This is a genomic window from Agromyces sp. CCNWLW203 (assembly GCF_036576125.1).
Classification (GTDB): domain Bacteria; phylum Actinomycetota; class Actinomycetes; order Actinomycetales; family Microbacteriaceae; genus Agromyces.
This window is the reverse complement of record NZ_JAZHYX010000001.1, coordinates 985,245-1,011,839: the sequence shown is the minus strand read 5'-3', so window position 1 is coordinate 1,011,839 and position 26,595 is coordinate 985,245. Positions and strand designations below refer to the sequence as shown.

Below are 26,595 nucleotides of genomic sequence, written 5' to 3'. Positions count from 1 at the left end.
GGTGGCCGCGAGCGCCGTCGCGGCGGGAGGCTCAGAGCGAGGCCCAGAGCGAGGCTCAGAGCGACGCGTACGCCGTCGCGGAGTGGGAGGGGCTGTAGCCGAGGGCGACGGAGATCTCATCGGCGGCCTCGATCACCTGCAGCGCGATCTCCTGGTGGGGCGCCTGCAGGTCGAGCACCGAGAGCGGGCCGCTCGCGGAGAGGCCCGCGACGATCTCGCCGGCGCGGTTGCGAACGGGTGCCGCGATGCAGGCCCGCCCGAAGGCGAGCTCCTCGATCTCCGTGGCGTAGCCGCGGCTGCGGGTCTCCTCGAGGGCGACCTCCATGGCGTCGCGGTCGACGATCGTGTGCGGGGTGAACCGCTGGGGCGTGTTCGCGAAGTACTCGTCGACGAGTTCGGACGGCATGCCCGACAGCAGCGCCTTGCCGAGCCCGGTGGCGTGCAACGGGGCGGTGCGGCCCGCCATCGCGAACGACTTCGGGGCGAGCGCGCCCTCGAAGTTGCAGAGATAGGTGAAGGTGAAGCCGCTCCGCTCCGCGACGTTCACGCCGATGCCGAGCCGGTGCGCGAGGTTCTGGGCGATCTGGCGCGACGCTCGGAAGATCGGGGAGCCGTTGAGGGCGATCGTGCCGAGCGAGACCGCTGCAGGGCCGAGCCGGTAGAGGCCGGTCCGGTCGTCCTGCACGACGAACCGCATGCGGTCGAGCGCCGACATCATGCGCGAGACGGTCGACTGTCCGAGCCCCGTGAGCGCGCAGAGCTCCGACACCCGCAGCTCGCCGGCCTCCTCGGTGAAACACGCGAGCAGGGACATAGCCCGTTCGACGGTCTGTGTGCCGCCGACCGATTCCGATGCCATCGGGACTCCTTCTCATGCAGTTGCCGCGCGTCGTTGCTTACCCGCTCGGGCTGCGCCGTTGCCGTCAGTGTAGTAACCGGAATCGGCTGAAGCAATCCAAATATGGGTGAGTTATGCATTTTGTGGATTTCGAATCCGCATTGTGGTTTACTGGCCGCACGTCAGCGTTGACCACTTGTGACGACGACGCACAGGGGCCCTGATGAGGGGTCGCCATCTCTCGGGAAGTGAACGCAATGCAGCAAGCCATCCTCGAACGACCCGCGACACGCGAGGCGACCGAGCCGACCGGGCCGCGATCCGGGCGGCGTTCGACCCTCGGCGCGAAGGATCGCACCTTCGGATTCATGATCGCACTCCCCGCGGTCCTGCTCTTCCTCGTGATCGCGATCTATCCGCTCGTCTCCAGCATCGGCACGAGCCTCTACGACCAGTCGCTGCTCACGCCCGATCGCACCTTCGTCGGCTTCGACAACTACGTCGCGATCTTCGGCGAGTTCATGGCGCGGCTCGGCACGACGCTCACCTTCGCGACGCTCGCGACGATCTTCCCCGTGCTGCTCGGCGTCGCGCTCGCCGTGCTCTTGAACGCACGCCTCCGCGGTCGCAACATCCTGCGCGGCACGCTCATGCTGCCGTGGCTCCTGCCCGGCGTCGTGGTCTCCTTCCTCTGGGCGTGGATCTTCAACGACAGCTACGGCGTGCTGAACCACTTGCTGACCATGGTGGGCCTGCCCGAGGTGAGCATGCTCGGCAACCCCACCGGTGCGATGGCGGCCGTCGTGATCGCGAAGACGTGGCACTCGTTCCCCTGGATCATGGTCGTCGCCCTCTCGGTGCTGCAGACCCTGCCGGCCGAGCAGCTCGAGGCCGCGACGATCGACGGGGCCACCCGTTCGCAGCGCTTCCGCTACATCTCGTTCCCGCACATCGTCGGCCCCGTCGCCCTCGTCGCGACGCTCGAGTTCATCTACAACTTCGGCAACTTCGACACGATCTTCGTGATGACGGGAGGCGGCCCCGGAGACTCGACCACGACGCTCGCCGTCAGCCTCTATCAACTCGCGTTCGGCAGCTACGAGCTCGGCAAGGCATCCGCCATGGGCGTGCTCTGGCTCATCCTGCTCGCGATCATCTCGAGCGCATACCTGCTGCTCAACCGACGTCTGGAGAAGCGATGAGTCACGGCCGCGACATCGGAGAGGCGATCATCCGCCCGAGACTGTCGATCCCCGGGCGCCTCGGGCTCATCCTGCTCGCCCTCTTCGGCCTCCTGCCGATCTACTGGCTGACGTCGACGGCGTTCATGAAGAAGGAGGCGGTGTTCGCTCTCGATCGGCCGCTCTTCCCGGTCGACCCGACGCTCGACAACTTCATCGGGTTCTTCCAGAACGACGCACTGCTCCAGGCCCTCGCGAACAGCTTCATCGTCTCGACGGGCACGGCCGTACTCTCCGTGCTCGTGGGCGGCATCATGGCCTACTCGCTCTCGAAGTTCCGCTACCGCGGGCGCAACGCGATCATGTTCATGTTCCTCATCGGGCAGCTGATCCCCGGTGCGCTGCTCCTGATCTCGCTGTACCTGATGCTGAGTTCCGCCGGCCTGCTCTACACCTACACGGCGCTCATCATCTCGTTCACGACGTTCACCCTGCCGCTCGTGGTGTTCCTCCTGAAGGGCATCATCGACGGCCTGCCCGACGACATCCTCGAGGCGGCGAAGGTCGACGGCCTCTCGCGCATCGCGACGATGTTCCAGATCGTCTTCCCGCTCGTGGTGCCCGGCCTCATCACGGCGGCGATGTTCGCCTTCATGCGCGGCTGGAGCGACCTGCTCTTCGCGCTCACGCTCGCGGGGCCCGACAAGCAGACACTGCCCGCCGGCCTCACCCAGGCCTTCATCCGCGAGGGCACGGCCGACTGGCCGGCACTCATGGCGGCATCCCTCATCACCTCGTTGCCGCTCGCCATCATCTTCATCCTCCTCCAGCGCTACTTCGTCTCCGGCCTCGCGTCGGGGGCCGTGAAGGGGTAGCCGTGATCCACCGCACCGCACCGAACACACATTCCGACGAAGGAGCAGTCCACATGAACCTCTCGACCTCGCAGCTCAGCCGCCGCGCCTTCATCGGCGGCGGTACGGCCTTCGCCGCACTGGGCGCGCTCGCGCTCGCCGGCTGCGCCACCCCGGCCGCGCCGGGCGCCAGTGCCGGCGCCAACGCCGCGACCAAGGCCAAGACGATCAACTTCTACGGCAACTCGCTCGGCGAGGAGGCGCTGAAGCCCGCATGGGAGGCCATCCTCAAGGACTTCTCCGCCGAGGAGGGCGTCACCGTCTCGCCCGTCATCTACCCCTACGACCAGGCGGCGACGCAGCTCGCACTCACCGGCCGCTCGGGCAAGCTCATGGGCGTCGGCCAGTCGGGCGGATGGCAGGTGCTGACGCCGATGGACGTGCTCGCCGACCTCACCGACCTCGCCAAGGGGCTCGGCATCCCGCAGGGCGTGCTCGACTCGTACACGATGGGCGGCAAGCTCCTCGTGCTGCCGCTCACTGCGTCGGGCATCGGCATCATCACGAACGGCGAGATCGCCAAGAGCGTCGGCATCAAGTCGGGCATGACGGTCGAGCAGTTCGCGACCGCGCTCGAGAAGATCAAGTCGCAGGACTCCTCGCTGATCCCCTACGCGGCGGTCACGAAGAACCCCGACCTGAAGGATGCCGCGCACTGGATGTGGGGCTGGGGCAGCCCGGTCGTCACCGACGACTTCGAGTGCACGATCGGCGACAAGGAGAGCGTCGAGGCCATCACCTGGTACAAGGCCCTGCAGGACGACGGCCTCACCCAGGCGAACGTGGCTCGCAGCGACGCGCGCATCCTGTTCGCGAGCGGGCGAGCGGCCCTCTACGACGACGCCCCGCTCGCCTCGACCTTCGTGAAGACGAACGGCGCCGCGCAGAACATCATCGACAACATCAGCGCGATCGAACGGCCCACGGCCAACGGCAACCCGTCGTACAACCGCGCCTGGGGCGGAGGCCTGTTCGCGAGTGCCGGCGAGGGCGAGCTCACGAGCCGCGACTTCATCACCTATGCCGCGACGAACATCGACGCCGCGACGGCGCAGTACGAGCAGTCGGGCGTCGCGCCGGCTGCGAAGTCCGTCGCCGACCAGATCCCGGCGCTCGCCGCCGACGAGTACCAGACCACGTTCCGCACCGAGGTCTCCGAGCACGCTCGCGGTGCCGCATGGGACCGCGTGCCCGTCACCGCGCAGATCGATGCTGCGATCGGCGCCGGCGTGGCGACGATCCTCGCGGGCCAGGTCGACGTGCAGTCGGGCCTCAACTCCCTGAAGAAGGAAGTCCAGGACCTGCTCGACGCGAACTCGTAGTCGATCGCCCGGCGCCGGCCGCCTGCGGAGGGACCCGCAGGCCGCCGGCGTTCGGCGTGCGCCGCGGCATCCGCTTCGTGACGGATGCCGCGGGCCGATCGCCCGCGCTCAGGCCAGGCGGTCGGCGGGGAGCGCGAAGAAATCGGCCGCGGCGCGGCGTGTCATCCGCTCGCCGACCTCGGCGATGGGCCCATCGAGGTGCCCGTTCGGTCGCACGGTGAGCCGCTTCGGCGCGCTCAGCGCGTGGAACACGGCGAACTGCCCCCGCGGGTCGACCGCGGGGTCGAGCACCGCAGCCGCCACGTGCGTCGGGATGCCGATGCGACGCGCCGCCACCGCGGCGTCGAAGTAGCCGAGCACCGAACGCGCCTCGGGGTGCCGCTGCACGTGCTGTCGCACGGCTTCGCCGCTGCCCGTGCAGCGGCGGGTGAGGCGGATCGCGTGGTGCCCGAAGCTCGGCACGTCGAGCGAGGCGCGACGGAACCGCGCGTCCCACGGGAGGGCCATCGCCCCGATGCCGCCGCCGAAGCTGCCGCCGCTGAAGTCGAGCGCGGCGGCCGCAGCCGGTGCACCGTCGAGCAGTACGGTCGCGGCGCGCCAGACGTCCGCCGCCGCGAAGCGGTGCGAGTACGTGTCGCGATGCGCGATGCCCGCGAGCACGTGCTCATCGGGGAGCGCCGGGAAGCGGCTCCCCGTGTTCGGCGCCGTGCCAGGAGCCGCGGGGAAGATCGCGGCCGTGTCGGCCGGCACCTGCTCGAGGTCGGGTGCGGTGCGGCCGCCGTAGCCGTGCCCGATCACGAGGCCGCGCTGCACGGCGGCCGCGTCGTGCGGCACCACGAGGAACGCGACGGCGTGCTCGCCGGCGGACGAGTCGAATCGGATCTCCGACACGGCGTGCGTCTCGGTGGAGTCGAGGTCGCGCGCGGTCTCCCAGGCGACGGGCCCGGTGCCGAACGCATCGAAGGTGCCCCGCCAGAAGTCGTCGTAGTCGGCGGCCTCCTCAGCCTGCACGGGGGGCGTGAGCAGCTCGGTGAGCGAGTACTCGGTCAGTTCCTCTGGGCGGTTCGGGGTCACCGGGTGTTCCTCTCTGGCGCGTTCACGATCGACGCTACCGGCACCGCTGGCAGCATGACCGTTGACACTGTCGCATATCGATTGCATCATATGAATTATGGATTCAAGGATGAGCCCAACGGCCGACCACGTTTCGACCGACCCCGACGTTTCCCCAGTGGATGCCCCAGCAGCGTCTCCCCGGCAGTTGAGCCGGCGTTCGGCACTGCAACTGCTCCTGGCCGCGGGCGTGCTCCCGGCCGTCCTCGGCGGACACCCCGAAACCGCTGCGGCGGACCCAGGGTTCAGCAGCACCGGAGGCGCCTTCGCCGACGCGTTGCGGCGACTCGACAAGCCGAACCTCTCGCTCACCCGCGTCGCGCGCCTCGTCGGGCGCAACCATCGCATGACCTTCCACCAGGCCAGGTGGGACGGCGGCGAGACGATCGTCCGCGACCTCGAGATCAAGCACGACGGGCAGTGGCTGTCGCTGACCGCGCCCGAGCACCGCTTCGACGAGCAGTGGGTCGTGCTGGCCGGCACCCTGCCCTCGGGCAGCGCGCCCGAGCTCTACGGTCCGTTGCAGCCGAGCTGGCTGGGGTTCACCTCGTATCGACGTCTCAACGGGCAGGCGATCGAGCTGCGCACCAGCACCGACGACGTCGAACTCGTCGTGCGCTGGCGGCTCGACGGCGACCAGCCCGAGGCGCACTACGTGCTGACGGCCAAGACGGCGGGCGACTACCTCGTGGGCTACCAGAGCCAGGACACCAGATCGCTCGACGACCTCGACGAGGTGCTCTGCGGCTCGTACCAGCACGCGCTCACCGTGGTCGACGGATCGGCGCCGCTCGGCGCGTGGGAGCTCTTCGCGCCGATGGCGCTGACCCAGTACGCGGTCGCCGACGTCGCCGTGACCTCTGGCGTGTACCTCCCAGCCGAGGTGGCCGAGTTCGTGCACGAACGCCAGCTGATGTCGGATCGGCAGCCGTACGGCATGAGCCTGCGCAACGACAGCCTCGACGTCGTGCCGAGCATCTACGCGCCGCAACCGGGCCTTCGAACGGCCATGGCGGCCGGAGAGCGACGCGGCTTCGCCTTCGGCATCGCGGCGCGCATCGGCACCCTCTACGACGCGTACACCGAGCTGTGCCGCCGCGAGTACGGCCTGACGGCCTACCGGCACAACGTCTACGACCGCTCGCTGACCGACGCCGTGCACGCGATGACGGAGCTCATCGCGATCGAGCCCGACGGCGACGACTCGGTCGACTACATCCCCTCGTACTCGGGGTGGTGGAACCGTGCCAAGGGGTTCGTCGACGTCGAGAACGAGGACGCGGTGCGCACCGCGGCCAGCGGCGTGCTGCTCTCGGCGCACTACCTGACCGGCACCGCCGACAGCACGCTCTACGACCGGCGCGCCCGGCCGGCGCTCGAATACCAGCTGTCGCGGAAGGGCATCGGTCACTCGCCGGTGATCGGCGGCTCGGTCTACAACGACAAGACGCAGTACCGGATCGGCCGGATCCCCACCGACGCGGTGAACTTGGCGGCCCTCTCGCAGCTCACCCACGGGCGGAACGCGGGAATCCAGCGGCTCGCAGTGCAGGCCACCAAGGCCGGCGTGGTCGGGCAGAGCCGGGCGCCGTTCGCCACCGCGCTGGCCACCTACCAGGTCACCGGCGACCCGGCCTATCTCGCCGAGGCGACGCTCATCGGCCGGCGCTACGTGCAGGAGGAGATCCTCACGCCGTATCGAGGCAACGGGCAGCCGCCCGGCGGCTTCGCCTACAGCTTCTCGAAGTACTGGGTCGACCTGCTGGTGCTGTTCGAGCTGACCGGCGAGGCCGTCTTTCTCGAGGGGGCGCATCGGGAGGCGCAGCGGTTCGTCACGCAGACGGCGGTGCGCCCGGTGCCCGATGACACGGTCACGGTCCCCGAGGGGCACGTGGTCATGCAGCAGTACGACTGGGAGTCGCGGTCGTCCCTGCCCGACTATCCGGTGACGGATGTCGCGCCCGAGACCGTGCCCGCCTGGTACGTGTCGCCGACCGGTCTCACCTTCGAGGCGCTGTCGTCGTTCAAGCTCGGGACCAGCTCGCTGACCGATCCGGGCGGCGGGTACGTCTTCAACCCGTGCTGGGCCGGAGCCCTGCTGCGACTCGCGCACCACGCCGGTGACCCGTGGCTCGCCGACGTCGCCCACAACATGGTGATCGGCCGGTTCACCACCTATCCCGGCTACTACAGCCGCCAGTTCCAGGTGGCGCAGATGAAGCCCGACTTCGCGACGAGCGGCCCGGTCGGGATCACGGGGTACTACTTCCACCACGCACCCGCACAGCTCGGCCTCGCGATGGACTACCTCATCAACGAGAGCTTCTATCGCAGCGCCGGCCAGATCGACTTCCCGCACGTCTTCGAGGCCGACTTCGCGTACTTCAAGTACTTCGCCTACGGGCACGCCCCGGGCACGTTCTTCGGCGAGGACGGCGTGTGGCCGTACTTCCCGGCGGGCCTCGTCTCGCTCGACAACCCGTTGGTCAACTGGATGGCGGGCACCGGCAACGATGCGCTCTACGTCAGCCTCACGAACTCGGCGGCCGATGCGCAGTTCGTCGTCGTCGACCTCACCGGCGAACTGACCGGGCTGACCGGCGGTGATGCTCCCGCGGTCGAGGTCGTGGCCGCCGACGGCACGCGTTCGACGCAGGTCGCCTCGGGCGGGCGCCTGAGGGTGCGCGTGCCCGGGCACGGCCTCATCGCCCTCGTCGTGCGCGGCGTGACGGTCGACCGGCCCGCGCTGCCGTTCGACGACCTCGTCGACCACGGGCGCGACAGCTTCCACGAGGTCGACACCGACCCGGGCACCGACTACGGCCTCGCCCGGGGCGTGCTGCTCGTGCGCCCCGGCCGGGCCGGCTACGACGCCTACGTGCAGATCGACACCGAGCAGCCGGCCACCCTCGGCTATCGCATCGGCGACGGCCCGGTGCAGCAGGCGGAGCCCAAGGGCTATCCCTACGAGTGGACGATTCCCGTCGAGTCGTCGGCGGACGACTTCAGCTACACCGTCAGCGTCGGGTCGACGACCACCGAGGAGGTCACCCTGCGCCTCCCGAACCGCATCAGCGGAGCCGGCTCCGGCGCGGCCGGAGACGTCGTCGCCCAGGCCACGAGCACGGCCGGAGACCGCGTGCCGATCGTCGTGGAGGTGCGCAACCCGACCGACGAGCCGCTCGCCGGGGCAGTGGCTCTGGCGCTGCCCGACGGCTGGCAGCTCGACGGCGGCGCCCCCACCGTTTCGGTGCCCGCGCAGGGATCCGCCAGGGTGGAAGCCGCGGCGATCGTCGCGGCGGGAGCCGCGCCGGGCGAGGTGCGGATCGCGGCATCCGTGGCGGTCGAAGCCGGTGAACCGCTGCAACTGCGACCGGCGGCGATCGAGGTTATCGACCGCCGCCGCCTGGTGTCGCTGACGACGGATACCGCCATCATCAGCGGCCCCGGCGCGACCGCGCGACTCACCGCTCTCGTGATCAACACCGGCGTCACTCCGTTGCGCGCCAGCCTGGCGCTCTTCGGCGTGAGCGGGTGGAGCATCGGCCAGAAGGAGGTCGTGGTCGAGGTGCCCCCGCGCTCGGATCTCACGCACACCTGGACGGTGACGGCCGGAGCGTCCGTCGCGCCGGGATCGACGAACCGGTTCGAGGCTCGGCTCGACGGCACGATCCGCCGCGGCGTGCTCGTGCGAGTCGCCGACGAGGGACTCATCGCCCACACCCAGTCGCCGTGGCCCGGTTACCTCGAGACCGGGCTCTGGTTCCCGAGCGGCCTGGCCGGATGGAACGGCACGCGCACCCGCTACAGCGACGTCGACTCCGTCGGGAGCACCGTGACCTGGCAGGTGCAGCTGGCGGAGCCCGGCGAGTACCGGGTCTCCGTGTGGTACCCGACGAACCCGGAGACCACGACCTCAGCCGCCTACGTGGTCGAGCACGAGGGCGGCAGCACCGAGGTCGTCGTGAACCAGACCGAGGGCGCAGCGGCCTGGCGCCCGCTCGGCACCTTCCGATACGCCGCGGGCGCCGTCGGCGTGGTGCGCCTCGAGGTGCGCAACACCGCGTTCCACCGGGTCAGCGCCGCGCAGTTCGTGCGCATCGGGAACTGACGCAGAAACGCCTGCCGGCCGAGTGCGAGAGCACCGGCCGGCAGGCGTTCGGCATTGGGTGGCGCGGCGGTCGGCAGGCGGCATGCAGCGCCCGGCGCCCGACCGGGGCTCAGAGCCAGCGGTCGCGCAGCGCGGGCTTCAGCCAGGCGGCGGGGGAGGCGATCGACAGCCCGCCGTCGACGGGGATCGTCGTGCCCGTCACGAACGAGGCGGCGTCGGAGCCGAGGAACGCGACGACGGCGGCGACCTCCTCGGGCCGGCCGATGCGGCCGAGCGGGTAGCCCTCGCTCTCGCCGGTGTCGGTCGCCGAGATGCTGCCCGGTGCCACGGCGTTGACCCGGATGCCGCGGGGCCCGTAGTCGAGCGCGAGTTGCCGCACGAGCCCCTCGACGCCCGCCTTCGCGGCGGCGTAGGCCGGCAGGCCCGGTGCTGCGAGCGAGGCGTTCACCGAGGTCACGGCGACGATCGACGAGCCGGGTGCGAGTTTCGGCAAGGCGGCACGAGCGACGAAGAACGCGGAGTCGAGCGTCGCCCCGAGGGCGCCGCTCCACTCGTCGTCGCTCGTGATATCGGCCCGGCCGACGGGCATGCGGGCGGCGGCGAGCACCACGACGTCGAGCCGGCCGAGCGCCTGCTCGGCGTCGGCGACGGCCTGCGCCGCGGCATCCGCTCGGCTGCAGTCGGCGGTGAGGTACCGCTCGAAGACGGGGTCGGCGGATGCCTCGAGCCCGACGCCGACGATCGCGTCGCCCTGCTCGGCGAACGCCGCGGCGATCGCGAGCCCGATGTCGGAGCCGCCGCCGATCAGCAGCACCCCGCGGCGGGTCACACGCGCACCGCGGTGGGCAGGGGCGGAAGGTCGAGCTCCTCGATCACGAGGTCGACGGCGGCGCGGCTGCCGGCGTCGAGGCGGGCGGCCGGGTAGCGAACGGTGGCGTGGTCGATGATGCCGCGCGCCACGAGCACCTCCTTGTGCACCGCCCACGCGATGCCGCCCTGCAGGCCCACCAGCACGAGGGGGAGCATACGTCGGAACCCGGCGCGCGCCTCGTCGACGCGCCCGGTGATGAACTGCTCGAGGATCGGGGCGAGCAGGTCGGCGAACTCGCAGGCCGGCATCGTGCCGACCGCGCCGCGCGCGTACTCCTCGAGGCAGAACTGCGCGTTCTGCCCGCCGAGCACCGAGAAGTCGGCGTCGCCGATCGCCTCGACGACCGCGCCGACCTTGGGCGCCGTCGGGGGGGCCTCGATCTTCACCGAGTCGACGCCGTCGAGGCGGGCGAGTTCGGCGATGAGCGACGGGGCCATGGCGACGCCGGTCACGCCGGGGGCGTCCTGCACCATAACGGAGAGGGAGGTGGCTGCGGCGACCTCGGCGTAGAAGTCGACGAGGCTCGCGGCGGGCGGCTTCACCATGAACGGCGGCAGCACCATGAGCGCATCCGCGCCGCCCTCCTGGGCGATGAGCGACTGCTCGATCGAGGTCGCGGTCGAGGTGCCGTTGACCCCGGCGATGACGGGCACGCGGCCGTCGACGAGCTCGACGACGTCGGAGAGGATGGTGCGTCGCTCGGCGGCGGTGAGCGCGAAGCCCTCGCTCGCCATGCCGAACACGGCCACGCCGTCGACGCCGGAGGCGAGCTGGAACTCGACCAGTCGGCGGAGGCTGGCGCGGTCGAGCGCACCGGATTCATCGAACGGGGTGGCAAGAATCGGCATCAAGCCATGGAGCATCGGGGCCATCGGCCAGTTCCTCACTTCAGCGTCGTTGCTTCTGCCAGTCTCGCAACTGACATTCATATTGTGAGATAGCCTGCCACATATCGGGTAACACCACCACCGGAGGAAGACACGGATGTCGCGCTCAACGCCCTCACGAACCGTCGAGATCATCTCCGCCGAGCGGTACGTTCAGGCCGAGTCGCCCCGCTGGGACGGCCGGGACGGCGGCCTCGGCTGGATCGACATGGCGACCGGCTCGTTCCACCGCGGGCGGCTCGACGGCGGCATGGTGGCGCCGACGAGCGCCGTGGTCGCCGGTCGGCAGATCGGCGCGCCCGTGCCGCTCGAGGCGCCCGGCGCTGGGTGGGCCGTGGCCGTCGATCAGGGTTTCGTGCACGTGGGCGACGACGGCGTCGTCTCGCCGATCGCGGTCGACGTCGCCGCGGGCGACGACTACATGAACGACGGCGGGGCCGACCCGCTCGGCCGCTTCTGGGTGGGCAGTCAGTCGATGCCGAGGGACCCGCACTGCTCGCTCTGGAGCTTCGACGCCGACGGAGTGGCGACCGAGCGGCTGGGCGGGGTGACCGTCTCGAACGGGCTCGCCTTCGATCGCACCGGCGAGACGCTGTACTACATCGACACCCTGCCGCACCGGAGCATCGAGGCCTTCGACGTCGCACCCGACGGCACGCTCGGCAATCGGCGCACCGTGTGCCGGGTCGAGGGCGGCAACCCCGACGGCCTGGCGATCGACGCGGAGGGCATGCTCTGGGTGGCGGTCTGGGATGCCGCCGAGGTGCGCCGGTACTCGCCGAGCGGCGTGCTCGTCGAGGCGATCGAGCTCCCATCGAAGCGGCCGACGGCCGTCGCACTCGTCGACCGCCTGCTCGTGATCACGACGGCGAGCATCGGGCTGTCGGATCCGACCGATGCCGACGGCGCCCTCCTCGGCGTCGAGGTCGAGGTCGGCGGTGCGCCGGCCTTCCCGTGGCGCGGGGTGCCGCCGCGGGTGCCCGGCAGCGCTCTCGCGTAGGCGGGGGCGCCGGCGACCGGAAGCTGCTGACCACTCGGCGCCGACCTTGCGACGCGAGGTCAGGCAGGCCCAGGCGACCCAGGCGAGCTCGTGGGACTCAGGGGCCTCAGGGCGCGCACTTTTCAGGATGAGCGCTGCGTTGATGCCGAATGCACGGTCGACCCTGCGCTCATCCTGAAAAATGTGGTGCGGGTGGTGCGGGTGGTGCGGGTGAAGGGGCGGGGGCGCCGGCGACCCGGCCGGGTTGCCAATTCCGCGCGACGGATCTAAACTGACTGGTCAGTACAAATCCGAAGGATGCATCGTGTCGATCATCGTGCGGGCGCACGAACTCGCCCTCCACTCCAAGCGCGGCCCCGTCTACGGCCCCGTGAACCTCGTCGCCGACCGCGGCCTCACCGTGTTGCACGGTCCGGCCGGCAGCGGTCGCACGAGCCTGCTGCTCACGCTCGCCGGGCGCATGAAGCCCTCGAGCGGCACCGCCGAGACGCTCGGCTACGAACTGCCGCGCCGCGCGCGACCCGTGCAGCGAACCACCGCGATCGCGGGATTCCGGGGCATCGACACCCTCGAGGAGTCGGTCACCGTCGGCGCCGCGATCCGCGAGCGCGCCGCCTGGCTGGCTCCCTGGTGGGCGATCGTGCACCGCACCGACGAGGCGGAGCTCCGGCGCGTGCTCGCCCCCGTCTTCGGCGAGGTGCCGCTGCCCTCGATCGACACGCTCATCTGGGACCTCGACGAGGTGCAGACCGTGCTGCTGCGCATCGCGCTCGCGATGATGAGCGAGCCCGAGGTGCTCTTCTTCGACCAGATCGAGCAGCTGCAGTCGCCCGCGGCCCGGCGCCTGCTCTGGCAGCGCCTCGACGCGATCACGCGGGCGGGCACCGCCGTCGTGGCATCCGCTGCCGCGCCCGACACCGTCATCTGGACGGAGCTCGGCATCGCGCCGCTCGCCTTCGACCTCACCACCACCGCGCCCGAGGTTCTGGCAGCCGCCGAGGCAGCCGCCGACCCCGACGCCCTCGACCTCATCCTGGAGCACGCCTGATGTTCGCCTTCCTCTCCTCCGGCACCGAGCTGCGCCGCTTCGGCAAGGGCACGCTGCCCAAGATCGCGCTCGTCGTGCTCCTCTTCATCCCCCTCATCTACGGCGCCCTGTACCTCTGGGCGTTCTGGGCGCCGACCGACGAGTTGAAGAACCTCCCCGTCGCCCTCGTGAACGAAGACGCCGGCGCGAGCCGCGACGGCGAGTCGATCACCGCCGGTGACGACCTCGTCGACGAGCTCACGAGTCGCGGCGACCTCGACTGGCAGGTGACGGATACCGCGGACGCCACGACCGGCGTCACCGACGGCGACTACTACTTCGCCGTCACGATCCCGGCCGACTTCTCGGCGAGTGCCGTCTCGGTCGGCTCCGACGACCCGAAGCCCGCGACCGTCGAGGTCGACTACAACGACTCCAACAGCTTTCTCGCCTCGACGCTCGGCAAGCAGGCCATGATCCAGTTGCGCGACACCGTCGCCGAACAGGTCGGCCGGCAGACCGCCGACGCGATGCTCATCGGGCTGAACGACGCGGGCGCCGGCATCCGCTCGGCTGCGGATGGCGCGACGACCCTCGCCGATGGTCTCGCGACCGCGAACGACGGGGCGGGCCGGCTCGTCGTCGGCCTCGGCGACCTCGCGAGCGGCGCCGGCACCCTCGATGCCGGTGCGGTGCAGCTCGCCGACGGCACCGGGACCCTCGCCGACGGCCTCGAGCAGCTCGCTTCGGGCGCCGGCACACTGTCGGCAGGGACGACCCGGGTGTCGGATGGCGCGGTCGAACTCTCGGGCAAGGTGAACGACGCAGCGAGCGGCTCGGTCGTGCTCGCCGAGAAGGCGCACGGCCTCGCCGATGGAGCCACCGCCATCGCGGCGAAGACCGGCGACCTCGCGGCCGGCACGCAGCAGCTGTCGGGCTCGCTCGAAGCGCTCGCAGCGCAGATGCAGTCGAACCCCGAGCTGCCCGCGAGCAGCTTTCTTCCGGCAGTGCAGGCGATCTCGGCGGGCGCCGGGGAGCTGAACAGCGGGGCGCAGTCCGCCTTGCCGACGGTGCAGGGCTACGCAGGCCTCAGCGGCCAGTACGCCGGCGCGGTCGATCAACTCTCGTCGGGGCTCAGTGCGGGGGCGCCGAAGGCGGCCGAACTCGCGGCCGGCGCCGCTCAGGTGCGCGACGGTGCGTCGACCCTCGCGGCCAAGTCGGGCGAAGCGGCATCCGGAGCTCGGACCATCGCGAGCGGTGCCGCGCGGCTCAGCTCGGGCACCGACGACCTCGTGAGCGGCACGGGCGAGCTCGCCGCGGGCGGCACCGCGCTCGCCTCGGGTGCGACGCAGCTCTCCGACGGCAGTCGCGAGCTCGCCGACAGGCTCGGCGAGGGCGCCGAGGAGGCGCCGCAGCTCACGACCGCCGACATCGAGGTGAAGGCCGACGTCATGTCCGCGCCGGTGCAGCTCGATGAGAGCTGGCAGAACGAGTCGAAGAGCTTCGGCGAGGGATTCGCCCCGTTCTTCATCGCCCTCGCGACCTTCGTCGGCGGACTCATCACGTGGCTGATCCTCCGTGCACTGCCGACCCGGGCGCTCGCCGCCTCGGCCACGGGCCTCCGCGCCGTCATGACCGGGTTCCTGCCCGCCATGGCGATCGGACTCGGCCAGGTCGTGATCATGGTGCTCGTGCTGGTCTACGGCATCGGCCTCGAACCCGTGTACTGGCTCGGCACCTCGGCGTTCATCTACCTCGTGACCCTCGCGTTCCTCGCCCTGCAACAGATGTTCATCATCGTGCTCGGCACCGCCGCGGGCCGGGTGGTGAGCCTCGTGCTGCTCATGCTGCAGCTCAGCTCGTCGGGCGGCACCTACCCCGTCGAGACGACGCCGGCCTTCTTCCAGTGGCTGCATCCGTACATGCCCGCCTCCTACGTGGTGAGCGGCCTGCGCGAGCTCATCACCGGCGGCGTGGACTCTAGACTGTGGCTCTCGGTGCTCGTGCTCGGCGGCATCCTCGTGGGCTCGCTCGCGATCAGCGCCTGGAGCGCCGGCAGGCAGCGCATGTGGAGCGTCAGCCGGCTGCACCCCGAGCTGGCGATCTAGCCAGCCGGGCCGGACGGCCGGCGCCGCAACCGCGACCGCAACCGCGACCGCACAGCCCGAGCGAACGACGAGGAGACGACATGGCACGCGCGAACACGACGAAGCGCGCCATCCTCGACGCCGCGCTCGAGCTGGCGGCCACCAAGGGCATCACGGGCACGACGATGGACGAGGTCGCCGAGCTCGCCGGCGTCGCCAAGGGCAGCCTGTACTACAACTTCAGCTCGAAGGACCAGCTCTTCGAGGCCATGCTGCAGGAGGGGGTCGGCGCGCTCGCCGAGTCCCTCCGCAGCGCGAAGGGCGAGCTGCGCGGGTGGGCCGCCGTCGACGCGCTCGTCATCCGGCTGCTCGACATCGTCGCGGGCAACGCCGCGCTCGCGCGGCTCATGGCGTCCGAGATCTTCCGCACCGACCGGGCGTGGCAGCAGACCCTCTTCGCGCTCCGGCACGAGGCGCTCGCGGTGTTCGCCGAGGCGATCGACGAGACGGATGTCGCGGCCGGACGCAGCAGCATCATGGCGTCGGGCGTCTTCGGGGCGGTGCTCATGTCGGGCCTCGAGTGGCTCGTCTTCGAGCCCGAGCGCAGCCGCGACGAGGTCGCCGCCGCGATCCTCGCGACGCTCCGCGTGCGCTGAACCCTCTCGTGGGGTGGGGCGGCCCGTCGTCGGGTGCGCGTAGGGTACGCGCATGACAGCGGAACTGTTCGATGTCGCGGTGGTGGGCGGAGGCCCCGCCGGGCTGAGCGCGGCGCTCTCGCTCGCGCGGGCGCGTCGGCGCGTGATCGTCTTCGACGCCGGGGACCCGAGGAACGGGGTCGCCGAGCACATGCACGGGGTGCTCGGCCACGACGGCCTGCCGCCGGCCGGTCTGCTCGAACGGGGTCGCGGCGAGGTCGAGCGGTACGGAGGCATCGTCGCCCACCGGCGAATCGAGACGGCTCGCGTCGGCCAGAGCGGCATCGAGGTCGACGGCCCCTCGGGTCTCGTGCGAGCCCGGCGGCTGATCGTGGCCACCGGTCTCCGCGACGAGCTCCCCGAGATCGCAGGCCTCCGCGAGCAGTGGGGTCGCGGCGTCGTCGTGTGCCCGTACTGCGACGGGTGGGAGCGTCGTGACGACACGATCGGCGTCATCGCCACCGGACCCCAGGGGGTGGATCAGGCGCAGCAGCTGCGTCAATGGGCCGACACGGTCGTCTACTTCCCGAACGACGTCGGCGAGCCGGGCGCGGATGCGTTGCGAACGCTGGAGGCGCGCGGCATCCGCATCGAGCGCGGTCGGGTGAACGCCGTGCAATCGAGCGAGGGGAGGGTCGCGGCGGTCGAGCTGGGCGACCGGTCGGTGAAGGTGGGGTCGATTTTCACGGCGACGACGCTGCGTCCGCGCGACCGACTGCTGCGAGATCTCGGCGCACGGACCGTCGATGACGGCGACGGCTCCTGGGTGGAGGTCGACGCCGACGGCCGCACGAGTGTCGAGCACGTCTGGGCCGTCGGGAACGTGGTCGATCGGCGCTCGAACGTCTCCGTGTCGCTCGGAGCCGGGTCGCTCATCGCCGGAGCCGTCAACGCCGACCTCACGGCCGACGACATCGAACGATCGCTGCGGCAGGATTCCGCTCGCGAGTAGTGAGCCGATCGTCGGGCGGGGCACGGGCGTCAGCCGCCCTCGGTGCCCTTCAGCTCGACGCTGATCTGCTCGGCGTCGAGGTCTTCGAGCGCAGCGCTCAGCGCTGCGGCGCTGAACACCCCGTCGTCGCGCGCGTCGAGCAGGGCGGTGCGCTCCGCCTCGATCATGCGGAGCCGCAGCAGGCGCACCAGCTCGGGGTCGATCCGGCGATCGGATGCCGCGGAGGCGCCCGAGTCGGCCGAGGCATCCGTGTCGCCCGATTCATCCGCTCCTTCGTCGTTCGAGAGCTGCCAGGCTGCGCGCATGCGCTCGGCCATCGCGCGCGCTGCGGGGTCGTCGTCGTTCGCCATCTCGGCCATCGCGGCGGAGCGCAGCACGCGCTCGAGTTCGCGTCGCTCTGCGCGACTCTCGCCGGGGTCGCGAGCCGGAAGCAGCCGGTGCACGAGCCACGGCAGCGTGCCTCCCTGCACGAGCAACGAGCCGACTGCGACGAGGAAGGCGATGAAGATGAGCAGGGAGCGGCTCGGCGTCTCGGACGGCAGCGTCTGCGCGGCCGCGAGCGTCACGACGCCGCGCATGCCCGCCCACACCACGATCGTGCCCTCGCGCCAGCCGAGCGGCTGCGCGAGCAGGTAGTCGATGTCGGCGACCCGCCGCCGCCACATCGTGCGGAACCGTTCGACCCTCGCGGCCGACGGCGGACGCGAGGCTCGGCGCCCGTCGCCGCGCAAGGCCGGCTGCTCGAGGTGCTTCATCGCGCCGCCCTCGGCGCGATCGGTGATGACCCCCTTGATCGCGGCCGCTCGGCTCGCCCGGCGCGAGAGGGCGGCGAGCAGCGGGGCGACGAACGCGGCGCGAATCAGCACGGTCGCCGTCAGCGCGATCGCCGCGAGTCCGACCGCGAACCAGACGCCCGCGTGCGCGGCCTCGACATCGGCGACGATCGCGGTGAGCTCGAGCCCCATCACGAGGAACACCGCACTCTCGAGCACGAGTTCGACCGTTCGCCAGTTCTGGGCGTCCGACAGGCGATGCTGCGGGCTGAGGTAGCGCGCCGCGCCGCGGCCCGTGACGAGCCCCGCGACCACGGCGGCGACGAGGCCCGAGGCGCCGAGGTGCTCGGCGGGGATCGCGGCGAGGAAGGGCATCGTGAACGAGATCACCGTGTTGACGGTCGGGTCGGCGATGCGAGCCCGCACCCGCAGGTTGACCCAGCCGACGGCGACGCCGATGACGGCGGCGACGACGATCGAGTACACGAACGAGCCCGCAACGCCCCAGATCGAGACGGATGCCGCGGCACCCGCGATCGCCGCACGGAGCAGCACGAGGGCGCTGGCGTCGTTCAGCAGGCTCTCGCCCTCGAGCATCGCGACCACTCGCGGCGAGACGCCGAGGCGTTTCACGATCGACGTCGCGACGGCGTCGGTGGGGCTGACGATCGCGCCGAGGGCGATGCCCCAGGCGAGGCCGAGGCCGGGGATCAGCCAGGCGAACAGCAGGCCGAGCAGCACCGCCGTGATGACCACGAGCACGACCGAGAGTCCACTGATCGCACCGAAGTCGCGGCGGAACTCCATGGCGGGCATCGAGACCGCGGCCGAATAGAGCAGGGGAGGCAATACGCCCGCGAGAATCCACTCGGGGTCGATCTCGAACTCCGGCACCACCGGCAGCAGTCCGACGCCGAGGCCGACGACCACGAGCAGCAGCGGGGCGGCCACGCCGAGCTTCGGTGAGATGGCGGTCGCAGCGGCGATGGCGAGCAGCGCGAGCACGCCCGCGAGGAGCAGGTCCATGTGAGCATTCTGGAGGATCCACCGAGCGGGGGATCCGCTGGCGCGCGGCATCCGACAGGCTGGACGGATGGATCCGGACCTTCTGAGCGGGGTCGCCCTCACCGGCCCCGCCCTTCTCGGCGCGCTCGCGCTACTGGCACTCGTCGACTCCACGAGCTTCGGCACCCTGCTCATCCCGACGTGGCTGCTCCTCGCGCCCGGTCGGCTCCGGCCGGGCCGGATCCTCATCTACCTCGCGACGGTCGCCGGCTTCTACCTCCTGATCGGCGTCGTGCTGCTGACGATCGCGGCCACGGTGCTGCCGCAGCTGATGACGCTCGCCGCGACTCCTGCATTCCTCTGGGCTCAGCTCGTCGTCGGTGCCGCCCTGCTCATCGGCTCCTTCTTCATCGGCGGCAAGCGCAAGCGCTCGGGGCCCGGTCGATTCGCCCGCTGGCGCGAGCGCGCCGTCACCGACGTCGGCGAGGAGGCCGGCAGCCTGCTGCCGCTCATGGGGCTCGCGATCGCCGCCGCTGCGGTCGAGGTCGCCTCGATGCTGCCGTACCTCGTCGGCATCGGGCTGCTCTCGACGTCGGAGTTCGACGCGGGCACCCGGTTCCTCGTGCTCGTCGGATACTGCATCGTCATGGTGCTGCCGGCCCTCGTGCTGCTGGGCCTGCGCATCGTCGCGGCGCGGGCGATGGAGCGACCGCTTGCGCGGCTCGGTGCCTGGATGGAGAAGAACGCCGCCGAGGCGACCGGCTGGATCGTCGGCATCATCGGGTTCCTGCTCGCACGGGCGGCGGCCGTCGAACTGCAGCTCTTCGACTGGCTGTCGTAACGCGCGGCATCCGCTCGGTGTCGGCGGGTCGTGGTCGACTCGGCGCATGGGTTTCGACGCGCAGTTCCTCGGAGTGCCGGCAGCGATGCCGCGAGTGGCGGAGGCGGAGGCCGCGGCCGTCGTCGAGCTCGAGTACCTCCACTTCTCGGTCGTGCTCGACACGGGCAGGCGGCTCGCGCGGGTCACCGGCGTGAACGTCGACGGGCCATCTCTCATCGACCTGCCGCGCGGTGACGACTGGCGGCTCGACGAACGCATCCCGGCCGACTGGCAGGCCGGCCCCGAGATCTACGCCCGCAACGACTTCGATCGCGGCCACCTCGTGCGCCGTCGCGACCCCGTGTGGGGTGCGCCAGAGGTCGCGGCGCGGGCGAACGCCGAGACCTTCCGCTACCCGAACGCCGCGCCGCAGGCGTCCGGCTTCAACCAGTCGAAAGAGCTGTGGCTCGGCCTCGAAGACCACGTTCTCGAGCATGCCGAGGTCAACGATCTGCGGCTCAGCGTCTTCACGGCTCCCGTGCTCGCCGCGGGCGACCCGCCGTACCGCGGCATCCGCGTGCCGTTGCGGTTCTGGAAGGTCGTCGCGTGGAGCACGGCTGACCGGCTCGCGACGACGGCCTTCGTCGTCGATCAGGCGCCGCTCGTCGACACGACCGAGGTCGTCGCACCCCCGCCCGGCGAGGCGCCGCCGCTCGGACCGTTCCGCACCTTCCAGGTGCCGGTGGCGGATGTCGCGGCCCTCACCGGCCTCGTCATGCCCGAGCTCGTGGCGGCCGACGTGCTGCCGCCGACGCTCGCGGCCGCCGGGTGGCGCCGGCTCGAGGCATCCGGCGACATCATGCTCTGACGCCGGCCAGACGCCGGCCAGACGCCGGCCAGACGCCGGCCAGACGCCGGCCAGACGTCGGGCGCTACTCGATCGCCGGGGCGACCGGGGTGCGTCTCGCCTTGCGGGCGGCCTTCGCCGCGGCATCCGACTCGGCCATGAGCTCCTTCGTCTCGCCGAGCTCGCCGAGCATCGGGCGGATCCAGAAGGAGTTCGGGTTCGAGTCGACGAGCACCATGCGCACGAGCAGGGTGATCGGGATCGCGAGGATCGCACCGATCGGGCCGATCACGACGGCCCAGAACAGCACCGAGAAGAACGTGATCGACTGGCTCAGTGCGACCGCGTTGCCGACGACGCGCGGCTGGATGACCGACTGGATCACGGCGTTGATGAGCCCGTAGACGATGATCACCGCGATCACCGTCGGCCAGCCGCCGACGAGGGCGCCGAAGATGATTGGCGGGATGATCGCGATGAAGTAACCGATGTTCGGGATGAAGCTGCAGAGGAACGCGAGCAGACCCCAGATGAACGCGCCGGGCACGCCGATGATGATGAGCGCGATCCAGTTCACGATGCCCTGCGCGACGCCGAGCACGGTCGTGACGACCATGTACCGGCGCACGTTGCTGCCGTAGCTCACGAGCGAGGTCGCAGCGAGCGGGCGGTGCGCCCGCAGCTGGCGCAGGAGGGTCGGCAGGTAGCCGGCGTCCATCGCCATGAGCAGCAGCATCGTGAAGAGCACGACGAGGGTCGAGGTCCAGCCGGCGAGGCCGCCGACGAGGCCGCTGACGAACCCGATCACCGTGCCGGGATCGAAGTCGGTGATGAGCGCGTGCAGCTCGTCGGCGTTGACGCCGATCGAGACGAGCCACTGCGCGACGTCGGTGCCCCAGGCCTTGATCTCGTCGGCGAACTCGGGCAGCAGGGTGGCGAACTGGCCGAACGCCACCATCACGGCGTAGCCGAATGCGACGAGCAGCAGCGTGACGGCGGCGATCACCGAGCCCGTCGCGATGCCGCGGGGCACGCCGTGGTCTTCGAGCCACACCCGGAGCGGGTGCACGCAGATGGTGAGCACGAGCGCGAAGAACACCGGCGCGAGGATGCCAGACATCGCGGCGATGCCGAACGCGGCGACGGTCGCCCCGCCGAGGCCGATCAGGATGAACGCGTTGCGATGCTCTCCGCCCGGCACGTCGGCGCCGAGGGCTTCGGCCTCCGCCTCGTTCCTGGCGCCCTTCGGCTCGGTCCGCTTCCTGTTCCACCACATGAGCACTCCGATCGACAAGGCGCGCGCGCGTCCTGCCTCACGATAGCGAGCGCGGGCGCCGCGCAGAAGGAGCGCCGCGGCCGGGATTGCTCGGAATGCGTCTGGCATGCGGCCGGCCGCGGTGCCACAGTTGAAGCATGGGCGGGGCCCCGAGGTCAGTCGGCGCCGGGTCGGGCGCCGAGCGCATCGACACCGACGTGCTCGTGGTCGGGGCGGGACCGAGCGGGCTCATGGCCGCGGTGTGCCTCGCGAAGCTCGGGGTCGACACGGTCGTCGTCGACGGCAAGACAGGCCCGACACGCGAATCCCGCGCGCTCGCCGTGCAGGCCCGCTCGATGGAGCTCTACGACCAGCTCGGCCTCGTCGACCGCGTGCTCGCCGAGCGATCGACCGCGACGAGCGTCGTGCCGGGCATGGGCCGGGGCCGGCCGTTCGGGCGCATCCACTTGCGCGCGCTCGGCTCCGGCGTCACGCCGTACCGGGAGATCACGGTGTTCGAGCAGAGCCGCAACGAACGCCTGCTCGTCGACGCGCTCGGCGAGCTCGGGGTCGGGGTGCGGTGGGGGCATCGCCTCGAACGCCTCGAGGTCGGTGCCGACTGGGCGAGCGGGGCAGCGGATGCCGCGGCATCCGTCACCGCGACGCTCGCCGGCCCAGACGGGCCCGTGACCGTCCATGCCCGCTACTGCGTCGGGGCCGACGGCGCCCACTCGCTCGTGCGGGAGTCGCTCGGCATCCCCTTCGAGGGCGTGACCAACGAGCACACCTTCTACGTCTCGGATGCCTCGGGCGTCACCGGCCTCGCCCGCGACGCGATCAACGTGCGCATCACGGCCGAGCACTTCCTGCTCGCGTTCCCGATGGGCCCGGGGCGGGCGCGCCTGCTCGGGGTCGTGCGCGATCGCGACCGCGACGAGCGCGGCGAGCTGCCAGAGGACCTCGTGCGCGGGGTGCTCGACCGCGAGTTCGGCGTGCGGTACGCGGCATCCGCGTGGTTCACGACGTACCGGCTGCACCACCGGCTCGCCGCGCGCTTCCGGGACGGGCCGTGCTTCCTCGTCGGCGATGCCGCCCACATCCACTCGCCGGTCGGCGCGCAGGGCATGAACACCGGGCTGCAGGAGGCGCACGATCTCGCCTGCGCGCTCGCCGACGTCGTGGTCGGCGGCATGCCCGACGCTCGGCTCGACCGCTACGAGGCCGAACGGCGACCGGTCGGGAGGGTGCTCGTCGCGACGACGGACCGAGTCTTCGCCGCGGTGACCTCGGCGTCGCGTACCGCGCGCTTCGTGCGTGGCCGCATCGTGCCGTTCATCGGCCCGATCGCCGTGCGGCTCGCGCCGCTCCTCATCGGTGGGCGCCGGGTGTTCGGCTACCTCTCGCAGACGCGCATCCGCTATGCGGTTCCGGATGCCGCCGGCACCCGCCGCAGCCGAGCGGTGGGCGTTCGACTGCGCTGGGCCGGCGAGAACTTCGCCGCACTGCGCTCGATGCAGTGGCAGGTGCACGGCTACGGGGTGCCCGAGCGGGCGGTGCGCCGCATCGCCGCCGAGCTCGCGGCTGACGCGCACGTCGGGGTCGAGGCGCACGCCTTCGCCCGCGACACCGGCCGGCCGCGGCGGGCGCGGCTGCGTGCCGATCGTGTCTACCTCGTGCGCCGCGACGGGTTCGTGGTCGCTGAGGTGCTCGCCCCCGGCACGGGTGCCGACCTCGACGCGGCGAGGTCGCGTCTCGCCGGATTCTGAAGGGCGCTGCTCGACGCGTATCGTCGTATGGTGACCGACCAGACGACGCCCGCGCCCGTGAGCACGCCGGCCCCGGCGGGCGGCACCGCTGGTCGGCGGAGCCTCGCCGGAGCGGCAGTGCAGCTCGGCACCGAGGTCTCCATCAACTTCGGCTCGTCGCTCGCGGGCCTCGTGATCCCGATCGTCGGTTCGTTCGTCGTCGTCGCGGTGCGCCAGCTCGTGATGGTCGTCGCCGTGCTCCCCTTCTACCGCCCGAAGCGCGCCGAGCTGACCTGGCGCCGGCTCTGGCCCGCGATCGCACTCGGCGTCGTGCTCGCGATCATGAACGTCACCTTCTACGAGTCGGTGCACCTGCTCGGCCTCGGCGTCGCGGCGACGATCGAGTTCCTGGGGCCCCTCGCCATCGCCCTCGCGAGCTCGCGGCGCGTGCTCGACGTGATCTGCGCGCTCGCCGCAGGCGCCGGGGTCGTGCTGCTGATCAACCCGGGGGCAGCGGATGCCGCGGGCATCGACCCGTGGGGCCTGACCCTCGCCCTCACGGCGGCGGCGGCCTGGGCCGGCTACATCCTGCTGACGCGCAAGGTCGCGCACGGCCTCCCCGGTCTCGAGGGGCTCACCGTCGCGAGCATCGTCAGCCTCGCGCTGCTCGTGCCGTTCGCGGTGGCGACCTTCGATCCGGCGACGATCGACTGGGCGGTGATCGGCCTGCTGCTCGGGGTCGGCGTGCTGTCGTCGGCGCTGCCGTACAGCCTCGACACCTGGATCCTGAGGCGCATCTCGCCTCGCATCTACGCGATCGTCACGAGCTTCGGCCCCGTGATCGCGGCCGTGTTCGGGTGGCTCGTACTCTCGGAGACGTTCACGCTCACCGAGGTGATCGCGATCGTCATCGTCTGCGGCGCTGCGGGCACGGCGCTCGCCACCCAGCGGGCACGGCCCAAGTCGCAGCTCGAGCAGACCGCGGAGGGCATGGCCTAGTCGTACTGACGGGAGAGGTTGATCGAGTGCCTCACTCGCCCCGACCGTGCACCGGTCTTGCGGTCGCCGGAGGTTCCCCGACCTCGTGGATGCTATGGCCGCCGCAGGCCGTCTTGGTCACGCTGGCTCGCTCGATGCGCGACACGGTGAACCATCGCATTGCGTTCCGCAGTCGGCACCACCCAACGAGGTACCACTGGCCGTTCGGGGAGGCGAACAGCACGGGTTCGACGTCGCGGGTAGTGGTGGCCCCCTCTCTCGATGTGTAGCGAATGCGGACGACTCGCTGCTCGGCCATCGCCTCCTCCAGTGCCGACCTGATCGCGCGCGAAGCGGGGGAGGGGACCGCGTTGACCCAGACGCGGCCGGCCAGCTCGTCGGCTCGTGCACGGGTTCTGGGATCGAGCACGTCCAGGATCTTCCGGATCCCGGCTGCTGCCAGGTCGGCGTAGGGAGCATCGGGTGCAGCGGACACGGCCGCCATGAGCGCCACGGCCTGCGCTGGGGACAGGCTGACCGGCGGCAGGGACGCGCCTTCGGCCAATCCGTAGCCACCGCCCGGACCTGGGCGCGACCAGACTGGCGCGCCGCTGTTCTCGAGCCCGTCGAGGTCGCGCTTGACCGTTCGCACGGACACGCCGAACTCCCTCGCCAATCGTTCGGCGGAGACCCCCCGCGCGCCGCTGCGTCGCAACATCTCGGAGAGAGCATGGAGCCGTTCGGTTCGCTTCACCGTTCGAACCTCGACGAATTCATGACATAAATAGTGACACACTCTTGTCCATGGGGCCTGTGAGAGTTGTGACATGACAACGACCACGACCAGTCCGACCATCATTCTCATCGCCGGCCACTGGCTGGGTGCTTGGGCGTGGGATGAAGTCCTCGAACACCTGAACACCGACCACGCGAGCGCAATCGCATTGACGCTGCCTGGTCTTGACGGGGACGATTCCGAACGTGCGGCGAAGACCCTCGACGACCAAGCGGATGCGATCCTCGGCGTCATTTCTCAACACGGAGATCGGCCCGCGGTCCTCGTCGCCCACAGTGGGGCGAATGCCCCCGTCAGCCTCGTCCTCGACCGGCACCCTGAGCTCGTCCACCGGGTGGTGTGGGTCGACTCCGGCCCTGTGGCGCCGGGCAGTGCCTTCGCTCCCGACTTCCCGGATGAGTTGAGTGAATTGCCGCTGCCGTCGTTCGATGAGCTTGCACAGCAGGCGAGCCTCGAAGACCTGAGCGCAGAGGTCCTCGAGCGGTTCCGGGCCCGGGCCGTCCCTGAGCCGGGCCCGGTACTTCGTCAGCCAGTCGAGCTCACGAACGATGCCCGCCGAAAGGTCCGGACCACCCTGGTGTGCTGCTCGATCTCGAGCGAACAGGTGATGGAGCTGGTCCGAGCAGGCCACCCCATGTTCGCCGACGTCGCGAACCTCGAGCACCTCGACGTCATCGACCTCCCGACGGGGCATTGGCCGATGTGGAGCCGCCCCCGCGACCTCGCCGAAGCCGTTCAGTCAGCTGCTGCTCGCAACGACTGAACTGCACCGACAACCTGAAGGGGTCAGCCCAACCTGAAGAGGTCAGCCGAATCCGGCTGACCCTGCCGGTCCGTCAGCGCTCGGGTCGCTGCTCGTCGGCGTCGGCTTCGGTCGCGGCGGCCGCTTCCGCCTCCAGTGCACGGAGCAGGGCGCCCACGCCGCGCGTGAGCGCCCGGAGGTCTTCGATGTCGAGCCGTTCGAGCGGCGGGCGGCTGAGCTGCGGCCGGGCGGCGAGCAGCTCCTGCATCACCTCGCGGCCCCGGTCGGTGGCGAGCACCCGGCGCACCCGATGATCGTTCGGGTCGTCGACGCGCGTGGCCATGCCCTGGCCGGTCAGGCGGTCGACGATGCCCGACATGGTGGCGAGCGAGACCCCGAGCGTCTTCGAGAGCCCTTGCACCGTGCTGCCGTCGGGGTCGGTGAGGATGATGCCGAGCACCTTGAGCTGCTGCATCGTGAGCCGGATCGAGAGCAGCGGCTCGACGAGTTCTGGCACCACGATGGTCTCCATCGCGGCCTGCAGGCGGAGGAGTTCGTCGAGGAGTTCGCCCTGACCGGCGCTGTCGACCTCGAAGCTCTCCACCCGACCACCGTACCCCCGGCGTTCCCAGCCGC

The 26,595-nt window shown here is 70.9% G+C and carries 22 protein-coding genes; 14 read left to right on the top strand and 8 right to left on the bottom strand.

Features of this window, described 5'->3' with window-relative positions; translation table 11 throughout:
- Positions 1-55: 55 nt before the first annotated feature.
- Positions 56-859 carry an IclR family transcriptional regulator gene (locus tag VPH61_RS04615; RefSeq protein ID WP_332062335.1) on the bottom strand — a complete coding sequence of 268 codons (804 nt, stop codon included), beginning with the start codon at positions 857-859 and terminating at the stop codon, positions 56-58.
- 236 nt (positions 860-1,095) lie between these two features.
- On the opposite strand from VPH61_RS04615, the gene VPH61_RS04610 reads away from it, so the two are divergent.
- The 3 genes from VPH61_RS04610 to VPH61_RS04600 are packed head-to-tail and all read left to right on the top strand — an operon-like array spanning position 1,096 to position 4,255.
- Positions 1,096-2,040 carry a carbohydrate ABC transporter permease gene (locus VPH61_RS04610; protein ID WP_332062334.1) on the top strand — a complete coding sequence of 315 codons (945 nt, stop codon included), beginning with the start codon at positions 1,096-1,098 and terminating at the stop codon, positions 2,038-2,040.
- Positions 2,037-2,894 carry a carbohydrate ABC transporter permease gene (locus tag VPH61_RS04605; RefSeq protein WP_056006939.1) on the top strand — a complete coding sequence of 286 codons (858 nt, stop codon included), beginning with the start codon at positions 2,037-2,039 and terminating at the stop codon, positions 2,892-2,894. The genes VPH61_RS04610 and VPH61_RS04605 overlap by 4 nt, the downstream gene beginning before the upstream one ends.
- Before the next feature lie 53 nt (positions 2,895-2,947).
- Entirely contained in the window at positions 2,948-4,255 is a 1,308-nt protein-coding gene (locus tag VPH61_RS04600; RefSeq protein WP_332062333.1) for an extracellular solute-binding protein, read from the top strand.
- Between the two features lie 108 nt (positions 4,256-4,363).
- On the opposite strand, the gene VPH61_RS04595 is transcribed toward VPH61_RS04600, so the two are convergent.
- Positions 4,364-5,329, bottom strand: a complete 966-nt coding sequence (locus tag VPH61_RS04595; protein WP_332062332.1) for an acetylxylan esterase — start codon at positions 5,327-5,329, stop codon at positions 4,364-4,366.
- A 109-nt stretch (positions 5,330-5,438) separates the two neighbouring features.
- Here VPH61_RS04595 and VPH61_RS04590 point away from each other — a divergent pair, with 109 nt between their 5' ends.
- Complete coding sequence (locus VPH61_RS04590) at positions 5,439-9,479, top strand: golvesin C-terminal-like domain-containing protein (RefSeq protein WP_332062331.1); 4,041 nt, start codon at positions 5,439-5,441, stop codon at positions 9,477-9,479.
- A 109-nt stretch (positions 9,480-9,588) separates the two neighbouring features.
- Here VPH61_RS04590 and VPH61_RS04585 read toward each other — a convergent pair whose 3' ends face one another.
- Positions 9,589-10,308: an SDR family oxidoreductase gene (locus VPH61_RS04585; RefSeq protein WP_332062330.1), complete on the bottom strand. Its 720-nt coding sequence runs from the start codon at positions 10,306-10,308 to the stop codon at positions 9,589-9,591.
- Positions 10,305-11,198: a dihydrodipicolinate synthase family protein gene (locus VPH61_RS04580; RefSeq protein WP_332062534.1), complete on the bottom strand. Its 894-nt coding sequence runs from the start codon at positions 11,196-11,198 to the stop codon at positions 10,305-10,307. The genes VPH61_RS04585 and VPH61_RS04580 overlap by 4 nt, the downstream gene beginning before the upstream one ends.
- Before the next feature lie 136 nt (positions 11,199-11,334).
- Between VPH61_RS04580 and VPH61_RS04575 the strand changes: the two genes are divergently transcribed.
- The 5 genes from VPH61_RS04575 (at position 11,335) to VPH61_RS04555 (ending at position 16,998) form a co-directional block, all read left to right on the top strand.
- On the top strand, positions 11,335-12,237 hold the full coding sequence (locus VPH61_RS04575; protein ID WP_332062329.1) for an SMP-30/gluconolactonase/LRE family protein: 903 nt from the start codon (positions 11,335-11,337) through the stop codon (positions 12,235-12,237).
- Positions 12,238-12,541: 304 nt separating this feature from the next.
- Complete coding sequence (locus VPH61_RS04570; RefSeq protein ID WP_332062328.1) at positions 12,542-13,285, top strand: ATP-binding cassette domain-containing protein; 744 nt, start codon at positions 12,542-12,544, stop codon at positions 13,283-13,285.
- Positions 13,285-15,372, top strand: a complete 2,088-nt coding sequence (locus tag VPH61_RS04565) for a YhgE/Pip domain-containing protein (RefSeq protein ID WP_332062327.1) — start codon at positions 13,285-13,287, stop codon at positions 15,370-15,372. Before VPH61_RS04570 ends, VPH61_RS04565 begins: the two co-directional genes overlap by 1 nt.
- An 80-nt stretch (positions 15,373-15,452) precedes the next feature.
- Positions 15,453-16,007, top strand: coding sequence for a TetR/AcrR family transcriptional regulator (locus VPH61_RS04560; protein WP_332062326.1), 555 nt, complete (start codon positions 15,453-15,455; stop codon positions 16,005-16,007).
- A 52-nt stretch (positions 16,008-16,059) separates the two neighbouring features.
- A complete protein-coding gene (locus tag VPH61_RS04555) occupies positions 16,060-16,998 on the top strand; it encodes an NAD(P)/FAD-dependent oxidoreductase (RefSeq protein WP_332062325.1) in 939 nt (312 codons plus the stop codon).
- A gap of 29 nt (positions 16,999-17,027) precedes the next feature.
- Here VPH61_RS04555 and VPH61_RS04550 read toward each other — a convergent pair whose 3' ends face one another.
- Positions 17,028-18,797 (bottom strand): cation:proton antiporter, encoded by a 1,770-nt coding sequence (locus VPH61_RS04550; RefSeq protein ID WP_332062324.1) that lies wholly within the window; start codon positions 18,795-18,797, stop codon positions 17,028-17,030.
- Between the two features lie 67 nt (positions 18,798-18,864).
- On the opposite strand from VPH61_RS04550, the gene VPH61_RS04545 reads away from it, so the two are divergent.
- The gene (locus tag VPH61_RS04545; RefSeq protein ID WP_332062323.1) at positions 18,865-19,617 is read left to right on the top strand and encodes a GAP family protein; all 753 of its coding nucleotides are present in this window, start codon (positions 18,865-18,867) and stop codon (positions 19,615-19,617) included.
- 46 nt (positions 19,618-19,663) lie between these two features.
- On the top strand, positions 19,664-20,464 hold the full coding sequence (locus tag VPH61_RS04540) for a DNA/RNA non-specific endonuclease (RefSeq protein ID WP_332062322.1): 801 nt from the start codon (positions 19,664-19,666) through the stop codon (positions 20,462-20,464).
- Between the two features lie 64 nt (positions 20,465-20,528).
- Here the strand turns inward: VPH61_RS04540 and VPH61_RS04535 are convergent, their stop codons facing one another.
- On the bottom strand, positions 20,529-21,719 hold the full coding sequence (locus tag VPH61_RS04535; protein ID WP_332062321.1) for an AI-2E family transporter: 1,191 nt from the start codon (positions 21,717-21,719) through the stop codon (positions 20,529-20,531).
- A 137-nt stretch (positions 21,720-21,856) separates the two neighbouring features.
- Here VPH61_RS04535 and VPH61_RS04530 point away from each other — a divergent pair, with 137 nt between their 5' ends.
- Positions 21,857-23,464: an FAD-dependent monooxygenase gene (locus VPH61_RS04530; protein WP_332062320.1), complete on the top strand. Its 1,608-nt coding sequence runs from the start codon at positions 21,857-21,859 to the stop codon at positions 23,462-23,464.
- A 30-nt stretch (positions 23,465-23,494) separates the two neighbouring features.
- A complete protein-coding gene (locus VPH61_RS04525; protein ID WP_332062319.1) occupies positions 23,495-24,442 on the top strand; it encodes an EamA family transporter in 948 nt (315 codons plus the stop codon).
- A 31-nt stretch (positions 24,443-24,473) separates the two neighbouring features.
- On the opposite strand, the gene VPH61_RS04520 is transcribed toward VPH61_RS04525, so the two are convergent.
- On the bottom strand, positions 24,474-25,175 hold the full coding sequence (locus VPH61_RS04520) for a helix-turn-helix transcriptional regulator (RefSeq protein WP_332062318.1): 702 nt from the start codon (positions 25,173-25,175) through the stop codon (positions 24,474-24,476).
- 73 nt (positions 25,176-25,248) lie between these two features.
- On the opposite strand from VPH61_RS04520, the gene VPH61_RS04515 reads away from it, so the two are divergent.
- Positions 25,249-25,980, top strand: coding sequence for an alpha/beta fold hydrolase (locus VPH61_RS04515; protein ID WP_332062317.1), 732 nt, complete (start codon positions 25,249-25,251; stop codon positions 25,978-25,980).
- A gap of 73 nt (positions 25,981-26,053) precedes the next feature.
- Here VPH61_RS04515 and VPH61_RS04510 read toward each other — a convergent pair whose 3' ends face one another.
- Positions 26,054-26,563, bottom strand: a complete 510-nt coding sequence (locus VPH61_RS04510; protein ID WP_332062316.1) for a MarR family winged helix-turn-helix transcriptional regulator — start codon at positions 26,561-26,563, stop codon at positions 26,054-26,056.
- Positions 26,564-26,595 lie beyond the last annotated feature (32 nt).